The sequence below is a fragment of the Nitratireductor alexandrii genome, assembly GCF_004000215.1.
GTDB lineage: Bacteria > Pseudomonadota > Alphaproteobacteria > Rhizobiales > Rhizobiaceae > Mangrovimarina > Mangrovimarina alexandrii.
The window spans coordinates 281,530-300,395 of record NZ_RBVY01000001.1; the positions used below are offsets into that span (position 1 = coordinate 281,530).

Annotated in this window: 20 protein-coding genes; 7 read left to right on the forward strand and 13 right to left on the reverse strand. The window is 64.9% G+C overall.

The window, feature by feature from the left end; translation table 11 throughout:
- Positions 1–11 precede the first annotated feature (11 nt).
- Positions 12–1,145, reverse strand: coding sequence for an ABC transporter substrate-binding protein (locus tag EP380_RS01355; RefSeq protein ID WP_127595794.1), 1,134 nt, complete (start codon positions 1,143–1,145; stop codon positions 12–14).
- 300 nt (positions 1,146–1,445) lie between these two features.
- On the opposite strand from EP380_RS01355, the gene EP380_RS01360 reads away from it, so the two are divergent.
- The 3 genes from EP380_RS01360 (at position 1,446) to EP380_RS01370 (ending at position 4,755) form a co-directional block, all read left to right on the forward strand.
- A complete protein-coding gene (locus EP380_RS01360) occupies positions 1,446–2,060 on the forward strand; it encodes a TetR/AcrR family transcriptional regulator (protein WP_158264391.1) in 615 nt (204 codons plus the stop codon).
- Positions 2,061–2,217: 157 nt separating this feature from the next.
- Positions 2,218–3,654, forward strand: coding sequence for an aldehyde dehydrogenase family protein (locus tag EP380_RS01365; RefSeq protein WP_127595797.1), 1,437 nt, complete (start codon positions 2,218–2,220; stop codon positions 3,652–3,654).
- A 147-nt stretch (positions 3,655–3,801) separates the two neighbouring features.
- Positions 3,802–4,755, forward strand: coding sequence for a Gfo/Idh/MocA family protein (locus EP380_RS01370; protein ID WP_106572173.1), 954 nt, complete (start codon positions 3,802–3,804; stop codon positions 4,753–4,755).
- Between the two features lie 39 nt (positions 4,756–4,794).
- Here the strand turns inward: EP380_RS01370 and mnmA are convergent, their stop codons facing one another.
- On the reverse strand, positions 4,795–5,976 hold the full coding sequence (gene mnmA, locus EP380_RS01375; protein WP_127595800.1) for a tRNA 2-thiouridine(34) synthase MnmA: 1,182 nt from the start codon (positions 5,974–5,976) through the stop codon (positions 4,795–4,797).
- A 256-nt stretch (positions 5,977–6,232) separates the two neighbouring features.
- On the opposite strand from mnmA, the gene sciP reads away from it, so the two are divergent.
- On the forward strand, positions 6,233–6,508 hold the full coding sequence (gene sciP / locus EP380_RS01380; protein WP_106572175.1) for a CtrA inhibitor SciP: 276 nt from the start codon (positions 6,233–6,235) through the stop codon (positions 6,506–6,508).
- A gap of 15 nt (positions 6,509–6,523) precedes the next feature.
- Here the strand turns inward: sciP and EP380_RS01385 are convergent, their stop codons facing one another.
- Positions 6,524–6,964 carry a paraquat-inducible protein A gene (locus EP380_RS01385; protein ID WP_106572176.1) on the reverse strand — a complete coding sequence of 147 codons (441 nt, stop codon included), beginning with the start codon at positions 6,962–6,964 and terminating at the stop codon, positions 6,524–6,526.
- A 142-nt stretch (positions 6,965–7,106) separates the two neighbouring features.
- Positions 7,107–7,484, reverse strand: coding sequence for a flagellar export protein FliJ (locus EP380_RS01390; RefSeq protein ID WP_106572177.1), 378 nt, complete (start codon positions 7,482–7,484; stop codon positions 7,107–7,109).
- Positions 7,485–7,916: 432 nt separating this feature from the next.
- On the opposite strand from EP380_RS01390, the gene ctrA reads away from it, so the two are divergent.
- Positions 7,917–8,612, forward strand: a complete 696-nt coding sequence (ctrA, locus tag EP380_RS01395) for a response regulator transcription factor CtrA (protein WP_106572178.1) — start codon at positions 7,917–7,919, stop codon at positions 8,610–8,612.
- A gap of 200 nt (positions 8,613–8,812) precedes the next feature.
- Here ctrA and EP380_RS01400 read toward each other — a convergent pair whose 3' ends face one another.
- Both EP380_RS01400 and chpT read right to left on the reverse strand, forming a co-directional pair.
- Positions 8,813–9,181: a response regulator gene (locus EP380_RS01400; RefSeq protein ID WP_106572179.1), complete on the reverse strand. Its 369-nt coding sequence runs from the start codon at positions 9,179–9,181 to the stop codon at positions 8,813–8,815.
- Positions 9,182–9,325: 144 nt separating this feature from the next.
- Positions 9,326–9,955, reverse strand: a complete 630-nt coding sequence (gene chpT, locus EP380_RS01405) for a histidine phosphotransferase ChpT (RefSeq protein WP_127595803.1) — start codon at positions 9,953–9,955, stop codon at positions 9,326–9,328.
- Between the two features lie 434 nt (positions 9,956–10,389).
- Here chpT and EP380_RS01410 point away from each other — a divergent pair, with 434 nt between their 5' ends.
- Both EP380_RS01410 and EP380_RS01415 read left to right on the forward strand, forming a co-directional pair.
- On the forward strand, positions 10,390–10,917 hold the full coding sequence (locus EP380_RS01410; protein ID WP_106572279.1) for a DUF1134 domain-containing protein: 528 nt from the start codon (positions 10,390–10,392) through the stop codon (positions 10,915–10,917).
- A 139-nt stretch (positions 10,918–11,056) separates the two neighbouring features.
- Positions 11,057–12,298, forward strand: coding sequence for a coiled-coil domain-containing protein (locus EP380_RS01415; protein WP_106572181.1), 1,242 nt, complete (start codon positions 11,057–11,059; stop codon positions 12,296–12,298).
- Here EP380_RS01415 and EP380_RS01420 read toward each other — a convergent pair.
- From EP380_RS01420 to EP380_RS01450, 7 genes are all read right to left on the reverse strand, one after another.
- Positions 12,287–13,105: a TrmH family RNA methyltransferase gene (locus EP380_RS01420; protein ID WP_127595806.1), complete on the reverse strand. Its 819-nt coding sequence runs from the start codon at positions 13,103–13,105 to the stop codon at positions 12,287–12,289. The two genes, EP380_RS01415 and EP380_RS01420, sit on opposite strands and share 12 nt — an antisense overlap.
- 121 nt (positions 13,106–13,226) lie before the next feature.
- A complete protein-coding gene (locus EP380_RS01425; RefSeq protein WP_106572183.1) occupies positions 13,227–13,550 on the reverse strand; it encodes an ArsR/SmtB family transcription factor in 324 nt (107 codons plus the stop codon).
- Positions 13,551–13,718: 168 nt separating this feature from the next.
- Complete coding sequence (locus tag EP380_RS01430) at positions 13,719–14,498, reverse strand: HugZ family pyridoxamine 5'-phosphate oxidase (RefSeq protein ID WP_127595809.1); 780 nt, start codon at positions 14,496–14,498, stop codon at positions 13,719–13,721.
- A 36-nt stretch (positions 14,499–14,534) separates the two neighbouring features.
- Positions 14,535–15,692 (reverse strand): CaiB/BaiF CoA transferase family protein, encoded by a 1,158-nt coding sequence (locus tag EP380_RS01435; RefSeq protein WP_127595812.1) that lies wholly within the window; start codon positions 15,690–15,692, stop codon positions 14,535–14,537.
- 16 nt (positions 15,693–15,708) lie between these two features.
- Positions 15,709–16,470 carry a 3-hydroxyacyl-CoA dehydrogenase gene (locus EP380_RS01440; protein WP_106572186.1) on the reverse strand — a complete coding sequence of 254 codons (762 nt, stop codon included), beginning with the start codon at positions 16,468–16,470 and terminating at the stop codon, positions 15,709–15,711.
- Positions 16,471–16,727: 257 nt separating this feature from the next.
- On the reverse strand, positions 16,728–17,579 hold the full coding sequence (locus EP380_RS01445; protein ID WP_106572187.1) for an ABC transporter permease: 852 nt from the start codon (positions 17,577–17,579) through the stop codon (positions 16,728–16,730).
- 9 nt (positions 17,580–17,588) lie between these two features.
- Positions 17,589–18,854 (reverse strand): ABC transporter permease, encoded by a 1,266-nt coding sequence (locus EP380_RS01450; RefSeq protein ID WP_106572188.1) that lies wholly within the window; start codon positions 18,852–18,854, stop codon positions 17,589–17,591.
- Positions 18,855–18,866: the final 12 nt, after the last annotated feature.

Below are 18,866 nucleotides of genomic sequence, written 5' to 3' on the forward strand. Positions count from 1 at the left end.
CATGACGAGGCCTATTCCATATATTTCCAAGCCCCGTTCTCGACCCTCACCAGCACGCGGCTGCGCTCGTCATGCCCGTAATGGTCGTCCGGCGAGGTGTTGAAGACGCCGTGCACGCCCGCGACCTCGTTCATGTTTTCCAGCGCGTCGCGCAGCGCGGCGCGGAACTCCTCGCTGCCCGGCGCGCTCCTTTCCAGGGCGACCGGCACGGTTGCCAGGATGATCTGGCCGGCATCGAACATATGGCCGCCGAAGGACGACAGCGAGCCTTCGCCATGCGCGGCCTCGTAGGCCTTGGTGTATTCGACGCCGAGCGCCTTCGAGGGATGGGAATCGGGCAACTGGGCGGCGACCACGACCGGGCCGACAGGCAGGATGCTGCCTTCGGCCGAGGCGCCGGCGACCCGGATGAAGTCGAGGCTGGCCGAGCCGTGGGTGTGGTAGATCTGGCCTTCATAGCCGCGCTCGGCCAGTGCCAGGTTGGGCAGGGCCGCCGGCGTGCCCGAGGCCACCACCAGCACCGCGTCGGGCCGGGCCGCCACCAGCTTCAGCACCTGGCCGGTCACGCTGGTGTCGTTGCGCGCGAAACGCTCGATCGGCTCCATCGTGATGCCGGTGCCTTCGAGCGCCTTGTTCATGACGTTCAGCCACAATTCGCCGTAGCCGTCGGCATAACCGATGAAGCCGAGCGTCTTGACCCCGTTCGCGGTCATGTGTTCCACCAGCGCGCCCGCCATCTGGCTAACCGGCTGCGGCGTACGGAACGCCCAGACCTCCGATTCCTCCGGCAGGCCGACGGGGGCAAGCGTGAGCACCGGCGTCTTGGTCTCGGCCGCAACGCCGGCGACCGCGATCGTCGTGGGCGTCGTCGACGAGCCAATCAGAAGGTCGGCCTTCTGCTCCTCGATGCATTTGCGCACGTTCTTGACCGCCGCCGTCGGATCGGTCGCGTCGTCGAAGGAGGTGTAGTTGATTGCCTCGCCGGCCACTTCCTTGGGCAGCATGGGGATGGTGTTGTTTTCCGGCACGCCGAGCGAGGCCGCCGGGCCGGTGGCCGAAACGGTGATGCAGACCGAGATGTCGGCAAGGGCCGGCGTCGCGGCGAAAAGGCCGCAAAGCCCGGCAAGCGCGAATTTCACTTTCATCGAAGACCTCCCTGTTGCTTTGAGCGCGTCCCGCCTCCTGCGGGGCGCTGCCCTATGGTCTAGGCCGGCGTCGAGGCCGAACCCGGCGCGCTATCCGTGGCATGAAGTCGGGCCCGGCGCACGCTGCAATGCACAAATACACTCGCCTGGAATGTTGCATTGCGAAAAGTTCCTATACGGTAGCGTATGTTATTTTCTGTTTATTTTCCAAACGTTGCCGTAAAGCATAAAACATGTCAATACGGTTGCGTATGGTCATTGCAATCATGGCCGAAAATGCCAATTGCCGTCGGTGCCTTCATGTCGATTACGTCCGATCGAAACGAGCCCAGTCTTCGCAGTTCCGCCGCCGGCGGCAACCGGCTGACGGAGCGCGAATGGATCGACGCGGCCTTCCGGCATATCGCCAAGGCGAATTTCGACGACATCCGGGTCGAGGAACTGGCGCGCGAGATCGGCGTCACCAAGGGCAGCTTTTACTGGCATTTCCGCAATCGCCAGCATCTGGTCGAGCGCGTGCTGGAACATTGGATGGACCGCGCCACCATTCAGGTGACGCGCTGGGCCCGCTCGGAGGAGGGCACCGGCAAGGAGCGGCTGGCGCGGCTGTTGTCGCTGCCGGCCAACACGCCGCCCGACAAGCACGGCGCCGACATCGAGCTTGCGGTGCGCTCCTGGGCGCGGCGCGAGAAGCTCGCCGCCGAAACGGTGCGCAAGGTCGACGAGATGCGGGCCGAATTTTTCCTCGAATTGATGGGCGCGCTCGGTTTTTCCGGTGGTGAGGCGCGCCGCCGCGCCGCGATTGCCCAATCCTTTATGTTGGGAGAAGCCTTGCTGAAGACGCATCCGGACCGGCAGGAGCGTCTTGCCGCCGTCGACATGTGTGTTGCGTTCCTCAGCGGCGCCGCTCGATAGGTCGCCAGGATCGCCGGTTTCGGGCCCCGAGCGGCGTTGCCGTATCGGCAGCGCGCCCTGCCGCCACATCTCCCGTTGACGCAGAGCCGGAAATCCGCGCTAAAGGGCGCGCACATGACAGCGGACCGAGCTGGAAAGAACAGGACAGGAACAGACTATGGCGGAACTGCATCGCAACCTCATCGACGGCGTTTGGGTGGACGGCGAAGGAGTGGCCAACATCAACCCGTCCGATACGAACGATGTCATCGGCCACTATGCGGGCGCCAACGGCGATCAGGCTGCCGGCGCCATCCACGCCGCGCGGGCAGCGTTCCCCGCCTGGTCGCGTTCCGGCCTGATGGAGCGTCATGCGATCCTGCGCAAGACGGCCGACGAGATTTTCGCCCGCAAGGACGAACTCGGCCGGCTGCTGGCCCGCGAGGAAGGGAAAACGCTTCCGGAGGGTGTCGGCGAAACGGTGCGCGCCGGTCAGGTTTTCGAGTTCTTCGCTGGCGAAGCGCTTAGACTGGCGGGCGAGACCGTGCCGTCGGTCCGGCCCGGCGTCGGGGTGGAGATCACCCGCGAGGCGGTCGGTGTCGTCGGCATCATCACGCCGTGGAATTTTCCGATTGCCATCCCAGCCTGGAAGATCGCGCCGGCGCTGTGCTACGGCAACACGGTCGTGTTCAAGCCGGCCGAACTGGTGCCGGGCTGCGCCTGGGCGATCGTCGACATTCTCCATCGCGCCGGCCTGCCCAAGGGCGTGCTCAATCTTGTCATGGGCAAGGGCTCCGTCGTCGGCCAGGCCATGCTCGACAGCCCCGACGTCGATGCCATCACCTTTACCGGTTCGGTGGCGACAGGCGCACGTGTGGCGGCCGCCTGCGCAAAACACATGCGCAAGGTGCAGCTCGAGATGGGCGGCAAGAACCCGCTGGTCGTGCTCGACGACGCCGATCTGGCGACCGCCGTCGACTGCGCCGTCAACGGTGCCTTCTTTTCCACCGGCCAGCGCTGCACCGCCTCCTCGCGGCTGGTGGTGACGCAAGGCATTCACGACCGCTTCGTCGAGGCCGCGACCGAAAAGCTGCGCGCGCTGGTGGTCGACAACGCGCTCAAAGAGGGCACGCAGATCGGCCCGGTGGTCGACGAGAATCAGTTGGCGCAGGACGAGAAGTACATCGCCATCGGTCGCGACGAGGGCGCCAAGCTCGCCTTCGGCGGCGAGCGCCTCAACCGCGAGACGCCGGGATTTTACCTGCAGCCGGCGCTGTTCACCGAGGCCAGCAACACCATGCGTATCTCGCGCGAGGAGATTTTCGGGCCGGTGGCCTCGGTCATTCGGGTGAAGGATTACGAGGAAGCGCTGTCGGTTGCCAACGATACGCCCTTTGGGCTTTCCGCAGGCATCTGTACCACCAGCCTGAAGCACGCCACGCATTTCAAGCGCAATGCAGAGGCCGGCATGGTGATGGTCAATCTGCCGACCGCCGGCGTCGATTTCCACGTGCCGTTCGGCGGACGCAAGGGCTCCAGCTACGGGCCGCGCGAGCAGGGCCGTTACGCGGCCGAGTTCTACACGACGGTGAAGACCGCCTACACGCTCGCCTGAGCCGGGCATGCCGGCGGGCGGGTCGATTGCCGTCGCGTCCGCGCGGCGGATGGCGGTCGCCGGCGGCGTGTCTTCAAACGGGCCGTAGGGGTTGAGTTCGCGCCGGGCGATGGATATGTCAGGCCAAACCTGTCAGGCTAGTGTCATATGGCGCCACGTATTGCAGTTCTTGGATGCGGTTACTGGGGGAGCAACCACATCCGGACTCTCAAGAAGCTCGGCGTCCTTCATGCCGTCTCGGACGCCAACGGCGCGCGTGCGGAAGGTTTTGCCAGCGAACAGGAATGTCTGGCCATCGCGCCGGACGAGCTCCACCGGCGCGATGATGTCGACGCGGTGGTTTTGGCGCTGCCGCCGCAATACCATGCCGAGTTCGCCGAACGGCTGGTCACGGCGGGCAAGGACGTACTGGTCGAAAAGCCGATCGCGCTGACCGTTGCCGACGCCGAGCGCACCGTCGCCGCGGCGCGCGCGCATGGCCGCGTCTTCATGGTCGGCCATGTGCTGCGCTTCCATCCCGCCTTCGAGACCCTGAAGGCGCTGATCGACAAGGGCGAGCTCGGCGAAGTCAGATATATCCACTCGCATCGGCTCGGCTTGGGCAAGTTCCACACCGAAAACGACGCGCTGTGGGATCTCGCCCCACACGATTTGTCGATGATCCTGGCCATTACCGGCACCGCGCCGCTGGAAGTGCGCGGAGAAGGGGCCGCGATCCTCGACAATCTGAGCGATTTTGCGCATCTGCACATGCTTTTTCCCGGTGGCGTGCGCGGCCATCTGTTCACCTCGCGTCTCAATCCCTACCGGGAAAGGCGGCTGACGGTCGTGGGCACCAAGGCGATGGCGGTGTTCGACGATGTCGAGCCCTGGGAGCGCAAGCTCGCCGTCTACCGCCATGCGGTGTGGCAGGATTCCGGCCAGTGGGCGTTCACGGCCAACGAGCCGTCTTATGTCGAGGTGCAGCAGGGCATGCCGCTGACCCGCGAACTGGAGCATTTCATCGACTGTCTCGACACGCGCGCCGAACCGCGCACGACCGGCGAGGAAGCGGTCACGGTTCTGAAAATACTGACCGCCGGAACGGTCATTCACGATTAGAGTGGGCGATCGCGCCGACGCGCTGCGCCGGCTGTTCACTCAGCCATGCGCCGACACGGTGCGCAGGCGCGCCAGGGCGGCTTCGGCCTCGTCCGCGCGGCGCGAGCGTTCGATGAAGCCGCCGCCATACACCCGCGCTTCATCGCCGGGGTCGGAATAAAGCACGCAGGCCTGTCCTGGCGCCACGCCGGTCTCGCCGTCGAGAAGCTCCACCACCGCCGCGCCGTCGCGCCAGTGCAGGACGGCCGGCCCCGGCGGTCGCGTCGAGCGCACGCGGGCGAAGACCTCCATGCCTTCGGCCGGCAGGGTCTCGGGCGCGCCGTCGCCCAGCCAGTTGAAATCGCGCAGCGTCACCTGGCGGGTTTCGAGCGCCTCGCGCGGTCCCACGATCACGCGTGCGCTCTGTGCGTCGAGCTCGACGACGTAAAGCGGCTCGCCGGCCGCGATCCCGATGCCGCGACGCTGCCCGATCGTGTAGTTGACGATGCCTTCATGACGGCCGAGCGTGCGCCCGTCGATATGGACGATGTCGCCTTGCGTGGCCGCTTCAGGCTTCAGCCGGGCGATGATGTCGGCGTAGCGGCCCTGCGGCACGAAGCAGATATCCTGGCTGTCCTGCTTGCCCGAAACGCTGAGCCCCATCTCCTCGGCCATCGCGCGCACCGCGTTCTTGGCCATGCCGCCGAGCGGAAAGCGCAGATAATCGACCTGCTCCTGGGTGGTGGCGAACAGGAAATAGCTCTGGTCGCGATCGGCATCGGCCGGGCGGTACAGTGCCCTGTGCGCACCGTTGGCGCGCGAGCGGATATAGTGTCCAGTGGCGAGCGCGTCGGCGCCGAGCTCGCGCGCGGTCGCCAGAAGGTCGGCGAACTTGACCGTCTGGTTGCAGGCCACGCAGGGAATAGGCGTTTCGCCGGACAGATAGCTGGCTGCGAAGGGAGCGATCACGGCCTCGCGGAAACGCTTTTCGTAATTGAGCACGTAATGCGGCACGTCGAGCGTTGCCGCCACGCGCCGCGCGTCCTCGATGTCCCGGCCGGCGCAGCACGACCCGGCCCGGTGCGCGGCCTCGCCATGATCGTAGAGTTGCAGCGTGATTCCGACGACGTCGTAGCCTTCGCGTTTCAACAGCCCGGCGACGACGGAGGAATCGACGCCGCCCGACATCGCCACGACGACGCGTGTATCTTGCGGGCGGCCCGGAAGGTCGAGACTGTTCATGATCGATACGGCTCGTCGTTCGAAGTCGCGGCGGTAATGCCAACACCCCTTAGATAGGTCAAGCGGACCGCTATCGCCAGTCGGCGGCGGGGTAGAGCGGACAATGCTGGTCGCGTCCGCCGAATGGGCCCAAAACGCTCAAGTTTTATCCAGTCTCGTTTCGCAACAGGGCGGTGTGGAACGTTTAGCGCTTTTTTAAAGCTGTGGGTCTAGTCTGGTGAGGATTAGTGTTTGAGTGAGTAGTTCAGAGAGTGCAATGACCGAGCTGGTTAGACCTCGCGTTAAGTACGTTATTGGGCCAGACGGCAGCCCGCTCACCATTGCCGACCTGCCGCCTTCGAACACGAGGCGCTGGGTGATCCGCCGCAAGGCGGAGGTCGTGGCGGCGGTTCGCGGTGGTCTGCTCAGCCTCGACGAGGCCTGTCAGCGCTACAAGCTGACCGTCGAGGAGTTCCTGTCCTGGCAGGCGTCGATCGACGAATACGGCCTGGCGGGCCTGCGTACCACGCGTATCCAGCAATATCGCCACTAGATTGTCCGGTTGCCGTCACCGGTGGCGCACAAGCGCCGCCGCCGTCGCCGTCAACACCACCGACGCGGCGAAAAACCAAAGGCCGGGCTGGGCTGCGGCTGCGGCCAGACCGCTGGTCTTGGCGGCGAAAATCACCAGGGCGACCAAAACCACATCCAGCATCGACCAATTGGACAGGGCTGCCAACCAGCGCGGCACTGACCGGTGCGCGCCGTCGCCGGCATAGGCGGCGACATGCAGCAATCCGAGCTTCAGCGTCGGCAAGGCGATCGAAAACAGCCCGACAAGCAGGGCCAGCAGCCAGTCGCCCGCGGTCCACAGGCCGAAGACCAGGCCGACGAGAGACGGCTCCTCGGTGAACACCAGCAGCCTGTCGACGCGCAGGAGCGGCAGGACGATCCCGAGCGCAAAGCACAAGGTCGCGGCAAAAAGCAGAACGGGCAGCAGATAACGCATCCCCGCCCTATAAGCCAGCAATGACGGCAGGGACAGCCGCGCCATGCGGTGAGACCGCACGCGGCGGGTCTGTTGAGCGTAGCATCGGGAAAAAACGTCCGCCCGCCGGGGAGCGGGAGGCGTGGCGGTTCTGGTGCCAGGATCAGCCGACGATGGCGCGGCGCAGTTCGTTTTCGGCCTCGCGTACGCGTGTGTCGCGCGTCTCGAGTTGTTCGGCCTTGGCGAGTTCGGCTTCCGCCTCGGCCAGCGCCGCCTCTGCATTGGCCTTTTGCTCGATCAGGTCGAGCCGCGAGTTGTTGAGGTTGTCCCGGCGCTGACGGGCCGCCTTGGCGAAGGTGGGATAGGCGAAATGCGACGTATCGGTGATGCCGGACTTCTTTTCCTCGTGCAGGATCTGGGCGTCCAATTCAGAGGCCATACGGTCGAAATCTGCGATCATCGCATCGATCTGAGCCAATTGCCGGCGGGCTTCACTGACCTTGAACTGTTTCAGTCGCACCAGGTTTCCACGTGATTTCATAACCCACACTCCACACTACGCTACTCACGATCGCGCGCATCGAACTCGTCGCGCGTCCCCCCGGTCGCGGCCGCCACCACAGATATCCTCAACTTTCTCTGTCGCGGTAACCATTCGTTTACGGGCACCGTTAATCATAGTGGGGAGGGCTTAAGGCCGGGTAAAGAAACCTGGTTCGCCGGAGACGAAACCGACAAGCTGAGTCGCCTGAGTCGCTTATGTCGGTTTTCTAAGCCAGAACATTAACGAGTGTGATCGAAGATTCATGTGTGGATTCAAGACGGTGACAAAACGTGCTCAACGTTTGGCCTGCGCTTGCCAGACTGAATCAGATTTTGTTAACCATTTGCTGGCAGCCTCCGATTCACGTAATGGCTGCTCCCGGGACGGTCGAGCCGCGACGGCGGTCGGGCGGCAGAGAAGGGGAATGAGATGCGCGTCCTTTTGATCGAAGATGATGGTGCCACGGCGCAGAGCATCGAGTTGATGCTCAAGTCGGAGAGCTTCAACGTCTACACCACCGATCTCGGTGAAGAAGGTGTCGACCTTGGCAAGCTCTACGACTACGACATCATCCTGCTCGACCTGAATCTTCCGGACATGTCCGGCTACGAGGTCTTGCGCACGCTGCGGCTTTCCAAGGTCAAGACGCCGATCCTCATCCTGTCGGGTCTCGCCGGCATCGAGGACAAGGTTCGCGGCCTCGGCTTCGGTGCCGACGATTATATGACCAAGCCGTTCCACAAGGACGAGTTGGTGGCACGCATCCACGCCATCGTGCGCCGCTCGAAGGGCCATGCCCAGTCCGTCATCACCACCGGCGACCTGATCGTCAATCTCGACGCCAAGACGGTGGAGGTCGGCGGCCAGCGCGTGCATCTGACCGGCAAGGAATATCAGATGCTGGAGCTTCTCTCCCTGCGCAAGGGCACGACGCTCACCAAGGAGATGTTCCTCAACCACCTTTACGGCGGCATGGACGAGCCGGAACTGAAGATCATCGACGTCTTCATCTGCAAATTGCGCAAGAAGCTCGACGCGGCCTCCGGCGGCCAGAACTTCATCGAGACGGTCTGGGGGCGTGGGTATGTGCTGCGCGAACCCGAGGAAGTACGCGCCAGCGCCTGACCGGGACGGGCCTCACGATCCGAGACGATGCCCGGCCATGCCGGGCATTTTTCGTTCCGTACCGGGTTTCAATTCGTTGCAGGTCTCAGAACGCGACCGGCCCTTTTACGGGAGCGGGACACAGGTCGAGCCGCATGCCCAAAGGTCGGAAATCCCGCCGACACGGTGCCAACGGCTGCGGACAGGCGGGCGCGGCCGGCCTACGCGGCTTCCTGCAATTCGCGAAACCGCTCGACGAGCTGCGCCCGGTTGAACGGCTTGAACATGTAGCCATTCGCCCCGGCGCGCTTGGCGCGCATGATGGTTCCGATATCGAATTCCAGGATCGAGATCAGGATGCGCACGTTCTTGCCAGCGGGCAGGGCCTTGACGTCGCGGATGAAGTCGCTGGAGGCCATGTCGGGCAGCACGCAGTCGACGATGATCGTGTCGGGCATTTGCGTGGCGCACATCGCCAGGGCGTCGGTGCCGTTGGAAGCCTCTACGACCACGGTGTCCTGGCTTCCCAAAATCCGATTGACGACTTTGCGGATAATGCTGGAGTCGTCGATGATCATGCAGCGCTTCATCGTCCCAATCCCTGATTGCGGCCCAAAATGCCGGCATGCCGGCTACCCCGACTGCATCCTAGAACGGGATCGTAAAGGAATTGGCCTAACCGGGACCTAAAATTTGAACCGTCGCCGGGATCGGGTTTGGCCTGGCCTGGCCGGTCAGGCGGCCGTCAGGGTCACGTCGTCGGCCGTGGCGCGGATCGAGATCGTCATGCCGGCCTCGCGCGCCAGCAGCAAGGTGTAGTAGGGCTGCACGGCATGGGCGTCGATCGGCTCCTCGGGTTTGGTTCCCGAGTGCATCTCAAGGAATTTCGGCGGCACGCGCACCATCGGCCCGCTCGCCTTGATGGTGAAGCGCGGGTTGGTTTCCAGCTCGGCCAGGTCGACCGCAAGGCGGCCGCCGCGCGGAATGGCGCCGGCTGCGACCATCAACAGGTTCAACAGCAGCTTGACCTTGTTCTTGGGCAGCAGCGCCCGCGCGCCGTTCCATTCGAGCTCGGGTTTTTCATTGGCGAAAAACGCCGCCGCTACCGAGGCCGCGTCGCCGGTGTCGATCTGCATGCCTGCCGATCCCGCCGCGCCGAAGGCGATGCGCGCATATTGCAGCCGTGCCGAGGCGGTTCGGGCGCTCTGGCGGATCAGCGCCATGGCATCTTCGTCTGCGCCGCCTTCGTCGAGGAGTTCCAGGCCGTTATTGATGGCGCCGACCGGCGAGATGATGTCGTGACAGACGCGGCTGCACAAAAGAGCTGCCAGGTCGGGAGCGGAAAGTGTGAACAGTTCGGACATTGACCGTTTCTCCTCGCGCATACGGAACGCCGTGGCTTGCCGCGCCGGTCCCGCCTGAAATAACGCCCGTGTCGGCAAGCGGATGCCCGGCGCGAATCACCGGTTCCATGCCGGTCCGTTTCGTTACACATGGTCGCGGCCGCTGCAACAAAGGCGGAGGCACGCCGGCGCTGGTTCCGGCCTTTGAAGCGCCATCTTCGTTCGCTTAGTTGCGGCTTGGAAAACGTTTGGTAACCAGGTTTCGTCAATTATGAGGCTCGCCGAACCGCGATGCTTCGGCCGTTCATGGCCCGGCGCGCCCGCCTGAGCGCCGCCGTCCGGCGCCAGTCGGCGCCAACCCTCGTTCACGCCGCTCCGCAAGGGAGACCGATTTGAGATTTTTGCAAAAGCCCCGGACGACGGTCCGGCAGATATTCGCCGCGGCATTCGTCGCCATGGCCGCGCTGGTGATGGCGCCGTCTCCGGCCGCTGTCGCGCAGGAGGGGTACACGGCCCAGGAAATCGTCGATTCGGGGCATCGTTTCTTCGGCGCGACCTCGGGCGGTCTTGCCGCGGTGATCGAGAAGATCTTTTCCGCCTATGGCACCCCCAATGGCTATATTCTGGGCGAGGAGGGTTCCGGTGCCCTTGTCGGCGGGCTGACCTATGGCGAAGGCAACCTCTACACCAAGAATGCTGGCGACCACCCGGTGTTCTGGCAGGGACCTTCGATTGGCTGGGATTTCGGCGGCCAGGGCTCGCGCACCATGATGCTGGTCTACGACCTGCAGACGATCGACGGTCTTTTCCGCCGTTTCGTCGGTGTGGCCGGCTCGGCCTATGTCGTTGCGGGCGTGGGGTTCAACGTGCTCAAGCATGGCGACATGCTGCTGATCCCTGTGCGCACCGGCGTCGGTGCCCGGCTCGGCGTCAATGTCGGCTATCTAAAGCTCACCCAGCGTCCGACCTGGAACCCGTTCTGATCTCTATCGGGCCGGCGGGCTGCGCTCGGCCTTAACGTTAAGGCAAAGTAAACGCGCATGCACTATGGATCGTGACGACGCCGTCGTGGCATCTTGCCTGCGTGCAATCGCGACTTGAAGCTTGGCAGGGCGGCCGGTCTTGATCGAATCCACACTGTTCTTCTCACTGGGTTTTTTGTGCGCGGCCTTTCTCGCGCTGATGATCGCGCCCGCGCTGTGGCGGCGCGCCGTCGCGCTGACCCGAAAACGGATCGAGGCGTCGGTGCCTTTGACGCTGGGCGAGATCGAGGCCGACAAGGATCGCATGCGCGCGGAGTTCGCCATGTCGACCCGGCGTCTGGAAATGAGCATTCAGACGTTCCGCGACAAGGCCGCCAACCAGATCATCGAAATCAACCGCAATCACGAGCAGCTCAAGAAACTGGCTGCCGAGCGCGCGGAGAAGAACGATGCGATCACCGCGCTGGAAAAGCAGGCCGGCGAGCTGCGCGACGAGTTGCGCCAGCGTGAGGACCGCCTGCAGCGCCTCGGCGAGCGGCTGGCGGAGACCGAGCGCGATATCGAGGACAAGGCGGTCGAGCTCGACAAGCTCGGACGCATGTATGACGAGGCCAGCCTGACCGCCAGCAACCGACAGATCGAACTGGTCGCGCGCGAAGCGGATTTCGAGCGCGTCTCCGGCGACGTCGGCACCCTGCGCGAGCAGCGGAAGGACGCCGAGCGGCGCCTGCGCGAGGCGGTCGCCGAAAGCAAGAGTTTGCAGGACAGCCTGCGGGCGGAGAAGAAGAAGAGCGGCGGGTTGGAAAAGAAGCTGGAGCGACTGACCACGACGTTGAGCGATCGCGAAGACAAGCTCGACCGGCGCGAGAAGGAACTCGCCCGGCTGCGCGGGCAGCTCAAGGGCTCGTCCAAGACGGAAAGCGATCTCAGTGCCGAGCTTGCCGAATCGGAAAAGAACCGGGTCCAACTCGAAGCCGAAATCGCCGATCTGACATTGCAGATGTCGACGCTGCTGTCGGGAGCGACCGGCGGCGATGTCGAGAAGGCGGTTGCCAGGGTCGACGAGCAGCGCGCCCGGCTCGAGGAACGCATGAAACTCGTCTTGCGCGAAAACCGCAAGCTCAAAACCGAATTGTCGACCCATGCGCGCGCCCGCTCCGACGATTGGGACGAGCAGCGTCGCGAAAACGCGCTGCTGCGCGAGCAGATCAACGATCTCGCCGCCGAAGTTGTCAAGCTGACCGAGATGCTCGATGGCCCCGACTCGCCGATCGGCGAGGAACTGGCCAAGGCCGGCGAAGGGACGCCGTCCAAGGGGGCGCCGGCGACCAGCCTCGCCGAGCGTGTACGCGCCCTGAAGGAAGCGGCCTCAGTCCGCTGAGCCCGCGCCGTGCCAGAGCCGGTGCAGGGCGATGGCGGAGGCGGCGGCCACGTTCAGGCTGTCGAAACTGTCCGACATCGGGATGCGCACCGTGCGCATCGAGCGCATGACCGGTTCCGGCAGTCCGGGACCCTCGCTGCCGAAAAACAGCGCCCGACGCCGGTTGGGCCGGTATGCGCCGATGGCCGTGCCGCCGGACGGTGACAAGGCCAGGCAGTCGAAGCCGTTTCCGGAAAGACGGTCGACTATCTCCTCCACGGCACCGGCCCGCACGAACGGCACCTTCAGCGCCGCGCCGACCGAGACCCGGATCGCCTTGCGGTAGAGCGGGTCGCCCGCGGTTTCGTCGAGAACGATCAGGTCGGCTTCGAAGGCGGCGGCGTTGCGGAAGATGGCGCCGATATTGTCGTGATTGGCAAGCCCGGCCAACACGACCACCAGCGCGTTGTCTCCGAGCGCGCCGAGTGCCGTATCTAGGTCGCGCGCCGGGCCCCGGCGGCCGAGCCCCAGAATGCCACGATGGACGTGGAAGCCCGCCACCGCGTCGAGCACGGCGGCCGGACAGACATAGGCCGGCACGCCGTCGGGCGCGGCCTCGATCAGCCCGGCGACACCGGCGAGCCGGTTTTCCAGCAAGAGCAGCGATTCGGTCTCGAACCGGCTTTGGCGCAACAGGACGTTGAGCACCACCTTGCCTTCGGCGATGAAACGGCCCTGCCGGCCGACCAAATCGCGTTCGCGGATGTCGCGATAGGCGGCGAGCCGGGGATCGGCCGGATCGTCGACGGGAATGATCTGGGCTGGCATGCGGGGAGATCCGGAATCGGTAGCAAAATCCGATCATCGGCCAAATCGGCAAAACTGTGAACCGGGCCCGTCGCGCCGGAGTGCCTATGCTGGGGCGCCTAAGCCGGGGCATTTGAGCCGGTCAGCGCTGCTCGGAAACCGCGCTCTCGTCTTCGTCTGCGAAAATGTCGTCGAGGGCCTTGAACAACCTTCTAACGTCGTCGGACCCGCAGGAATAGTAGATGGTCTGCTTGTCGCGGCGCGTGTGCACTAGACCGAGATTGCGCAGGCGCGCCAGATGCTGCGAGAGCGCGGACTGGCTGAGCCCGACCTTTGAGGCGATCACCCCGACCGGCAATTCGCGCCCGAGGATTTCGCACATGATCTGTATTCGCTTGCTGTTTGCGAAAGCGGTTAGGAATTCTGCTGCGGTGTCGGCATGAGCCAAGAGTTGTACTGGTGCCAATGTCCGCCTCCTGCGAGGGGATTGATCTGATCGTTGTTTCAGGAAGCCAGGATCGGAAAACGATCCAACCGGGTGCCCCATACCCAGCCGTTACCCCCTGTATCAATGAAGTTAGTCCAGATTCGTAGCGGACGAAAGCGCAGGTGCGTCAAATAATGCCGCTTGGCCTCACGAAGTCGTGGATGCGTCGTGGTTACGCGCCGTTTTTGCCATGTCGACAAGCACGCCGCGCAAATCGGCGGCGTCCGCCAGCGGGCTGGCGAAGAAAATCCGCCGGCTCTCGTCGCCGGCGGCGATATCCAGCCCTTCGGCATCGATGCCGGTCAAAAGCCAGGCGCGCCGGTCCTTGACGCCGGCGAAATGGCGGGCATAGGCCGCGACCGCGTCGCCGTGGTCGGCGTTCATGTGGTCGATCGCGCCCTGTTCGGTATCGGCGAGGGCCGCATTGGCGGAATGGTCGGCGACGAGGTCGGCCCGCGCCAGGACATAGGCCCTGGCAAAACCGCCATTCAGGCTGGCGCCCTGGGGGGCAAGCCTGAAAAAGGAAAAATCGCCGAAATCGGCATAAAGCTTCGCTTTCGGATGCCGGTTGAGGTAGCGGCGGCGGGCGCGCGTGCCCTCTGGGGCGTTGCGGTCGAGCTTTTCGGCGCGACAGCTAAGCGTGATGCGCGGATGGGCGAGCGGGTCGCCCTTGCCTGGCTCGCCGAGCAGCAACGAGCAGCGCGGATCGGCCATCAGCCCGGCGGTATGGCCGGACAAGGCCGAGACCAGGATCAGCGGCGTACCGTCAAGATCGGTCGCCGTCGCCACCCGGCTGGCCGAGGGCGCTCCGGTCTTTGGGTCGAGCACGGCCAGCGCGCCGAAGCGGGCCGTGCGGATCAGCGTGCTGGCGAGCCGGATCGATGCGGCATCGGTTTCACGGATCGGATCGAATTTCTTCTCGGTCATTTTTGTCCCGCGAAGCGGTCGCATTGTTGCTGCCGTTCATGCATCGAGAATGCCCGCGTCGACAAGAGGGGCGGCTCTGGCCGCCTCGATGCCGAAATCGCCCAAAATAGCGGCGGCAGGCCGTTTGGCCACCGGCCCGCGCGGCGCGGACGGGGTTTCGGAGAAGCGGGGAGCGGGGCCGGGCCGAGTCAGGCCGCCGGTCTTGATATGGGTCGCCCGCGCCCGGTTGTGCGGATGCGTCGGCGCTTCGGCAAGCGACAGCACCGGCGCCACGCAGGCGTCGCTGTCTTCGAACAGGGCCGCCCAGTGGTCGCGGGATTTGGATTTCAGCCTGGCGGCGATCGCGGCGCGCATCTCGTCCCAGCGCGCGGTGTCGTACTGCGCCTTGGCCAGGCCCTCCGCGAGCGGCAGCAGGCGCGCGAATTCGGCGAAGAATTGCGGCTCCAGACAGGCGACGGCGACATGTTTGTCATCGGCCGTCTCGTAGGTGTCGTAGAACGGGCAGCCGGAATCGAGCAGATTGGCGCCGCGTCTGGCCTGCCAGATGCCGGCCGCCATGAAGGCGAAGAACGGTGCCGCGAGCATGGAGGCGCCGTCGATCATCGCCGCGTCCACAACCTGGCCTTTGCCGGTGCGCCCCCGCGCCACCAAGGCGGCCAGCACGCCCGCGATCAGAAACATCGTCCCGCCGCCATAGTCGGCGACGAGGTTGAGGGGAGGCAGCGGCTTGCCGTTTCTGGGACCGATCGCGTGCAGGACGCCGGACAGGGCCAGATAGGTCAGGTCGTGCCCGGCCCGTCCGGCGAGCGGCCCGTCCTGACCGAAACCGGTCATGCGCCCATAGACGAGCCCGGCATTGTCGGCGCACAGCACGTCCGGCCCCAACCCCAGCCGTTCCATGACGCCGGGTCGGTAGCCTTCGATGACGATGTCGGCGCCGGCGGCGAGGCGGCGCACCAGTGCCACGCCCTCGGCGTGTTTGAGATCGATCTTGAGCGTGTCGCGGCCGTGGCGGTCGAGATCGAAGGCCTCCGGGATGCTCAGGAACGGGCGCCCGGCGCGCAGACGCTCGACGCGCAGGACCTGCGCCCCCATTTCGGCGAGCAGGAGGCCGGCGAGCGGTACCGGGCCGATCCCCGCCATCTCGACGACCTTGAGGCCGGCGAGCGGTCCGGTGCGCTGCGTGACCTCCATCGCCCGCCGCTCCGGTTCAGCGGGGCGCCATGCGGATCGCGCCGTCGAGGCGGATGGTCTCGCCGTTGAGCATCTGGTTGTCCACGATGTGGCAGGCGAGCGCGGCATATTCCGAAGGCTCGCCCAGGCGCGGCGGGAAGGGCACCTGCTGACCGAGCGATTGCTGCGCCTCTTCCGGCAGGCCCGCCATCATCGGGGTGCGGAAAATGCCTGGCGCGATCGTGCACACCCTGATGCCGGCGCGCGACAGGTCGCGCGCAACCGGCAGGGTCAGGCCGACCACGCCGCCCTTGGAGGAGGAGTAGGCTACCTGGCCGACCTGCCCGTCGAACGCCGCCACGGACGCGGTGTTGATGATCACGCCGCGCTCGCCGCCGTCGAGCGGCTCCAGCTTCTCGCAGCGCACGGCGAAAAGCCGGATCATATTGAACGTGCCGATCAGATTGACTTCGATCACCTTGCGATAGGCGTCGAGCGAATGCGCGCCCTCCTTGCCGGTGGTCTTCATGGCAATCGCGATGCCGGCGCAATTGACCAGGATGCGCGGCCCGCCCAGCGTGTCGGCCACCTCCGCGATCGCGGCTTCTCCGCTCTCGGCGCTGGAAACGTCGCAGCGCACCGCGATGCCGCCGAGTTCGTCGGCGACTTTTTGCGCGCGCTCCATGCCGACGTCGAGAATGGCGATCTTGGCGCCCTTGGCGGCGAGCGCCCTTGCCGTCGCCTCGCCCAGTCCCGAGCCGCCGCCTGTGACGATCGCAATCTCGCCCGATGGGTTCATGGTGAGTTTCCTCCAATAATGTTATGAAATAGAACCATCCAGTCTCATCGTAGCGCCGGCCGAGGCGGCTGCGCAAGCCGGGCGGCGACAGTGCGGTCGATTGCGGTGACGATCAAGCGGAAAAAGCGGATCGGGCGGGGCGGTTCCGACGAAATCTATGAAGCCCGTCATCGCGCGGCCCTGGCGCCAAACGGCGCGACGCGCCGAGACTTTATCGTCCGTGCGCGCCGCGCTCCCCTCGGATGATCGGGCTTCCGTCAGCCCGGCGACATGCCGCGCAGCCGCTCATTGCGGCGCCGGATCATTTCCAGCGTGCTCAAGAGCAGGATCGACAGCGCCACCAGCAGGCTCGCGAGCGCCAGGATCGTCGGGCTGATTTCCTCGCGCAGGCCGGAGAACATCCGCACCGTCATCGGCGTCTGTTCCGGGCCGGCCATGAAGTTGACGATGACGACTTCGTCGAGCGAGGTGACAAAGGCAAACAGCGCGCCGGAGATCACGCCGGGCAAAAGCAGCGGCAGGATCACCTTGAAGAAGGTGCGCGTCTGGTTGGCACCGAGGCTTTGCGAGGCGCGGATCAGCGTCTCGTTGAAGCCGGCGAGCGAGGCCGTCACGGTCAGCACCACGAACGGCGTGCCGAGCACGACATGGCTGAGGATGATGCCGGGGAAGGTCTGTGACAGGCCGGCGCGGGCGAAAAAGCTGAACAAGGCGGCGGCCGTGATGATCAACGGCACGATCATCGGCGAGATCAGCACGGCGGTGATCAAGCCGCGTGCCGGCATGCTGGGCCGGTTCAGCCCGAGCGCTGCCAGCGTGCCGAGCGCGGTCGCCAGGATCGTCGAGGCGATCGAGATGATGAAGGAATTGCGGATCGAACTCATCCATTCCGTCGAACCGAACAGATTGTTGAACCAGCGCAGGGAATAGCCGTCCGGATTAAAGGTCAGCATCTCGCGCGTGAAGGTGAAATAGGGTTCGGCGTTGAAGGCGAGCGGAATGATGACGATGATCGGCGCGATCAGGAAAAAGAAGATCAGCCCGCAGATAATATTGAAGGCGTAGTGCCAGATGCGCTCGACCGGCGTTGCGTATGACGGCAGGGCCATGGGTGCCTCCTATCCGAACTTCAACCGGTCGACGCCGACCAGCTTGTTGAACACCCAGTACACGATCAGCACCGCGACCAGCAGGATGGTGGCCAGCGCGGCCGCCAGCTTGAGCTGGGCGCTCGATCCCTGCATGTTCTGCGCGATCAGGTTGGAGATGAAGATGCCGCTGTCGCCGCCTACCAGGGCCGGCGTGATATAGTAGCCGATCGCCAGGATGAACACGAGAATGCAGCCGGCCGCCAGGCCCGGAATGGTGAGCGGGAAATAGACCCGCCACCAGGCGCGGAACGGATGCGCACCGAGCGATTTCGCCGCCCTGAGGTAGCTCGGCGGGATGGTCTTCATCACCGAATAGAGCGGCAGCACCATGAAGGGCAGGAGGATATGCGTCATGGCCACGATCGTGCCGGTTCGGTTGTAGATCATGCGCAGCCGGCCGTCGTCGCCGATAATGCCGACCGCCACCAGCAGCTCATTGATGACGCCCTGCTGCTGCAACAGCACGATCCATGCCGAGGTGCGCACCAGCAGCGAGGTCCAGAACGGCAGCAGCACCAGGATCAAAAGCAGATTGGCGATCCGCGCCGGCTGCGTCGCCAGCATGTAGGAGATCGGATAGGCCAGCACCACGCAGATCAGCGTGATCAGGATGCTCATCCAGGCGGTGCGGAAAAACAGCCCCTTATAGACCTGGTAGACTTCTGGACGCGGCGCGATCTCGCCCTGGGAATTGTATTCGTAGTCGACGGCCAGCAGATAGTAGGTCGGCGTCAAAAGGCGCGATTCGCGCTTCAGGATGCGCCACAGTTCCGGATTGGCCCAGTCGGCGTCGGCGTCGAGGAATTTTTCGCGATAGGGCGCCGACCATTCGTCAACCTGGCGGGCGGTGCGCATCACGGTGCTGCGCGCGCCCGGGATTTCGCGGTTGATACGCGCGGCGGCGCGGCCGATCGTGCGGTTCTCGATGCCGACGATCATGTCGGCGGCCATGGCCTGGAACACGGGTTCCGGCGGCACGTCCTGACCGTCCCATTGCTGAAGCGCGGCCGCGGTCTGCGGCAGGTAACCCCGGATCTCGGGATTGTAGACCGAGCGCCAGATCATCGCCAGGATCGGCACGACGAACACGATCAAGAGAAAGATCAGCAACGGCGCCACCAGCGCGAAGGCCCGGCGCCTTTCGGCCTTTTGAGAGCGGCGCAGCGCCTGCTTCAAAGGTGTGCCGTCGGCTGCGAGGATCGGCTCGCGGGAAGTCTTTCGTGACGATGCCATGGGTCCGTCCGG

What these genes read in the sequence shown, in the direction of transcription:
- EP380_RS01355 (WP_127595794.1), bottom strand. Translation starts at nt 1,145, where the DNA reads ATGAAAGTGAAATTCGCGCTTGCCGGGCTTTGCGGCCTTTTCGCCGCG.
- EP380_RS01360 (WP_158264391.1), top strand. Translation starts at nt 1,446, where the DNA reads ATGTCGATTACGTCCGATCGAAACGAGCCCAGTCTTCGCAGTTCCGCC.
- EP380_RS01365 (WP_127595797.1), top strand. Translation starts at nt 2,218, where the DNA reads ATGGCGGAACTGCATCGCAACCTCATCGACGGCGTTTGGGTGGACGGC.
- EP380_RS01370 (WP_106572173.1), top strand. Translation starts at nt 3,802, where the DNA reads ATGGCGCCACGTATTGCAGTTCTTGGATGCGGTTACTGGGGGAGCAAC.
- mnmA (WP_127595800.1), bottom strand. Translation starts at nt 5,976, where the DNA reads ATGAACAGTCTCGACCTTCCGGGCCGCCCGCAAGATACACGCGTCGTC.
- sciP (WP_106572175.1), top strand. Translation starts at nt 6,233, where the DNA reads ATGACCGAGCTGGTTAGACCTCGCGTTAAGTACGTTATTGGGCCAGAC.
- EP380_RS01385 (WP_106572176.1), bottom strand. Translation starts at nt 6,964, where the DNA reads ATGCGTTATCTGCTGCCCGTTCTGCTTTTTGCCGCGACCTTGTGCTTT.
- EP380_RS01390 (WP_106572177.1), bottom strand. Translation starts at nt 7,484, where the DNA reads ATGAAATCACGTGGAAACCTGGTGCGACTGAAACAGTTCAAGGTCAGT.
- ctrA (WP_106572178.1), top strand. Translation starts at nt 7,917, where the DNA reads ATGCGCGTCCTTTTGATCGAAGATGATGGTGCCACGGCGCAGAGCATC.
- EP380_RS01400 (WP_106572179.1), bottom strand. Translation starts at nt 9,181, where the DNA reads ATGAAGCGCTGCATGATCATCGACGACTCCAGCATTATCCGCAAAGTC.
- chpT (WP_127595803.1), bottom strand. Translation starts at nt 9,955, where the DNA reads ATGTCCGAACTGTTCACACTTTCCGCTCCCGACCTGGCAGCTCTTTTG.
- EP380_RS01410 (WP_106572279.1), top strand. Translation starts at nt 10,390, where the DNA reads ATGGCCGCGCTGGTGATGGCGCCGTCTCCGGCCGCTGTCGCGCAGGAG.
- EP380_RS01420 (WP_127595806.1), bottom strand. Translation starts at nt 13,105, where the DNA reads ATGCCAGCCCAGATCATTCCCGTCGACGATCCGGCCGATCCCCGGCTC.
- EP380_RS01430 (WP_127595809.1), bottom strand. Translation starts at nt 14,498, where the DNA reads ATGACCGAGAAGAAATTCGATCCGATCCGTGAAACCGATGCCGCATCG.
- EP380_RS01435 (WP_127595812.1), bottom strand. Translation starts at nt 15,692, where the DNA reads ATGGAGGTCACGCAGCGCACCGGACCGCTCGCCGGCCTCAAGGTCGTC.
- EP380_RS01440 (WP_106572186.1), bottom strand. Translation starts at nt 16,470, where the DNA reads ATGAACCCATCGGGCGAGATTGCGATCGTCACAGGCGGCGGCTCGGGA.
- EP380_RS01445 (WP_106572187.1), bottom strand. Translation starts at nt 17,579, where the DNA reads ATGGCCCTGCCGTCATACGCAACGCCGGTCGAGCGCATCTGGCACTAC.
- EP380_RS01450 (WP_106572188.1), bottom strand. Translation starts at nt 18,854, where the DNA reads ATGGCATCGTCACGAAAGACTTCCCGCGAGCCGATCCTCGCAGCCGAC.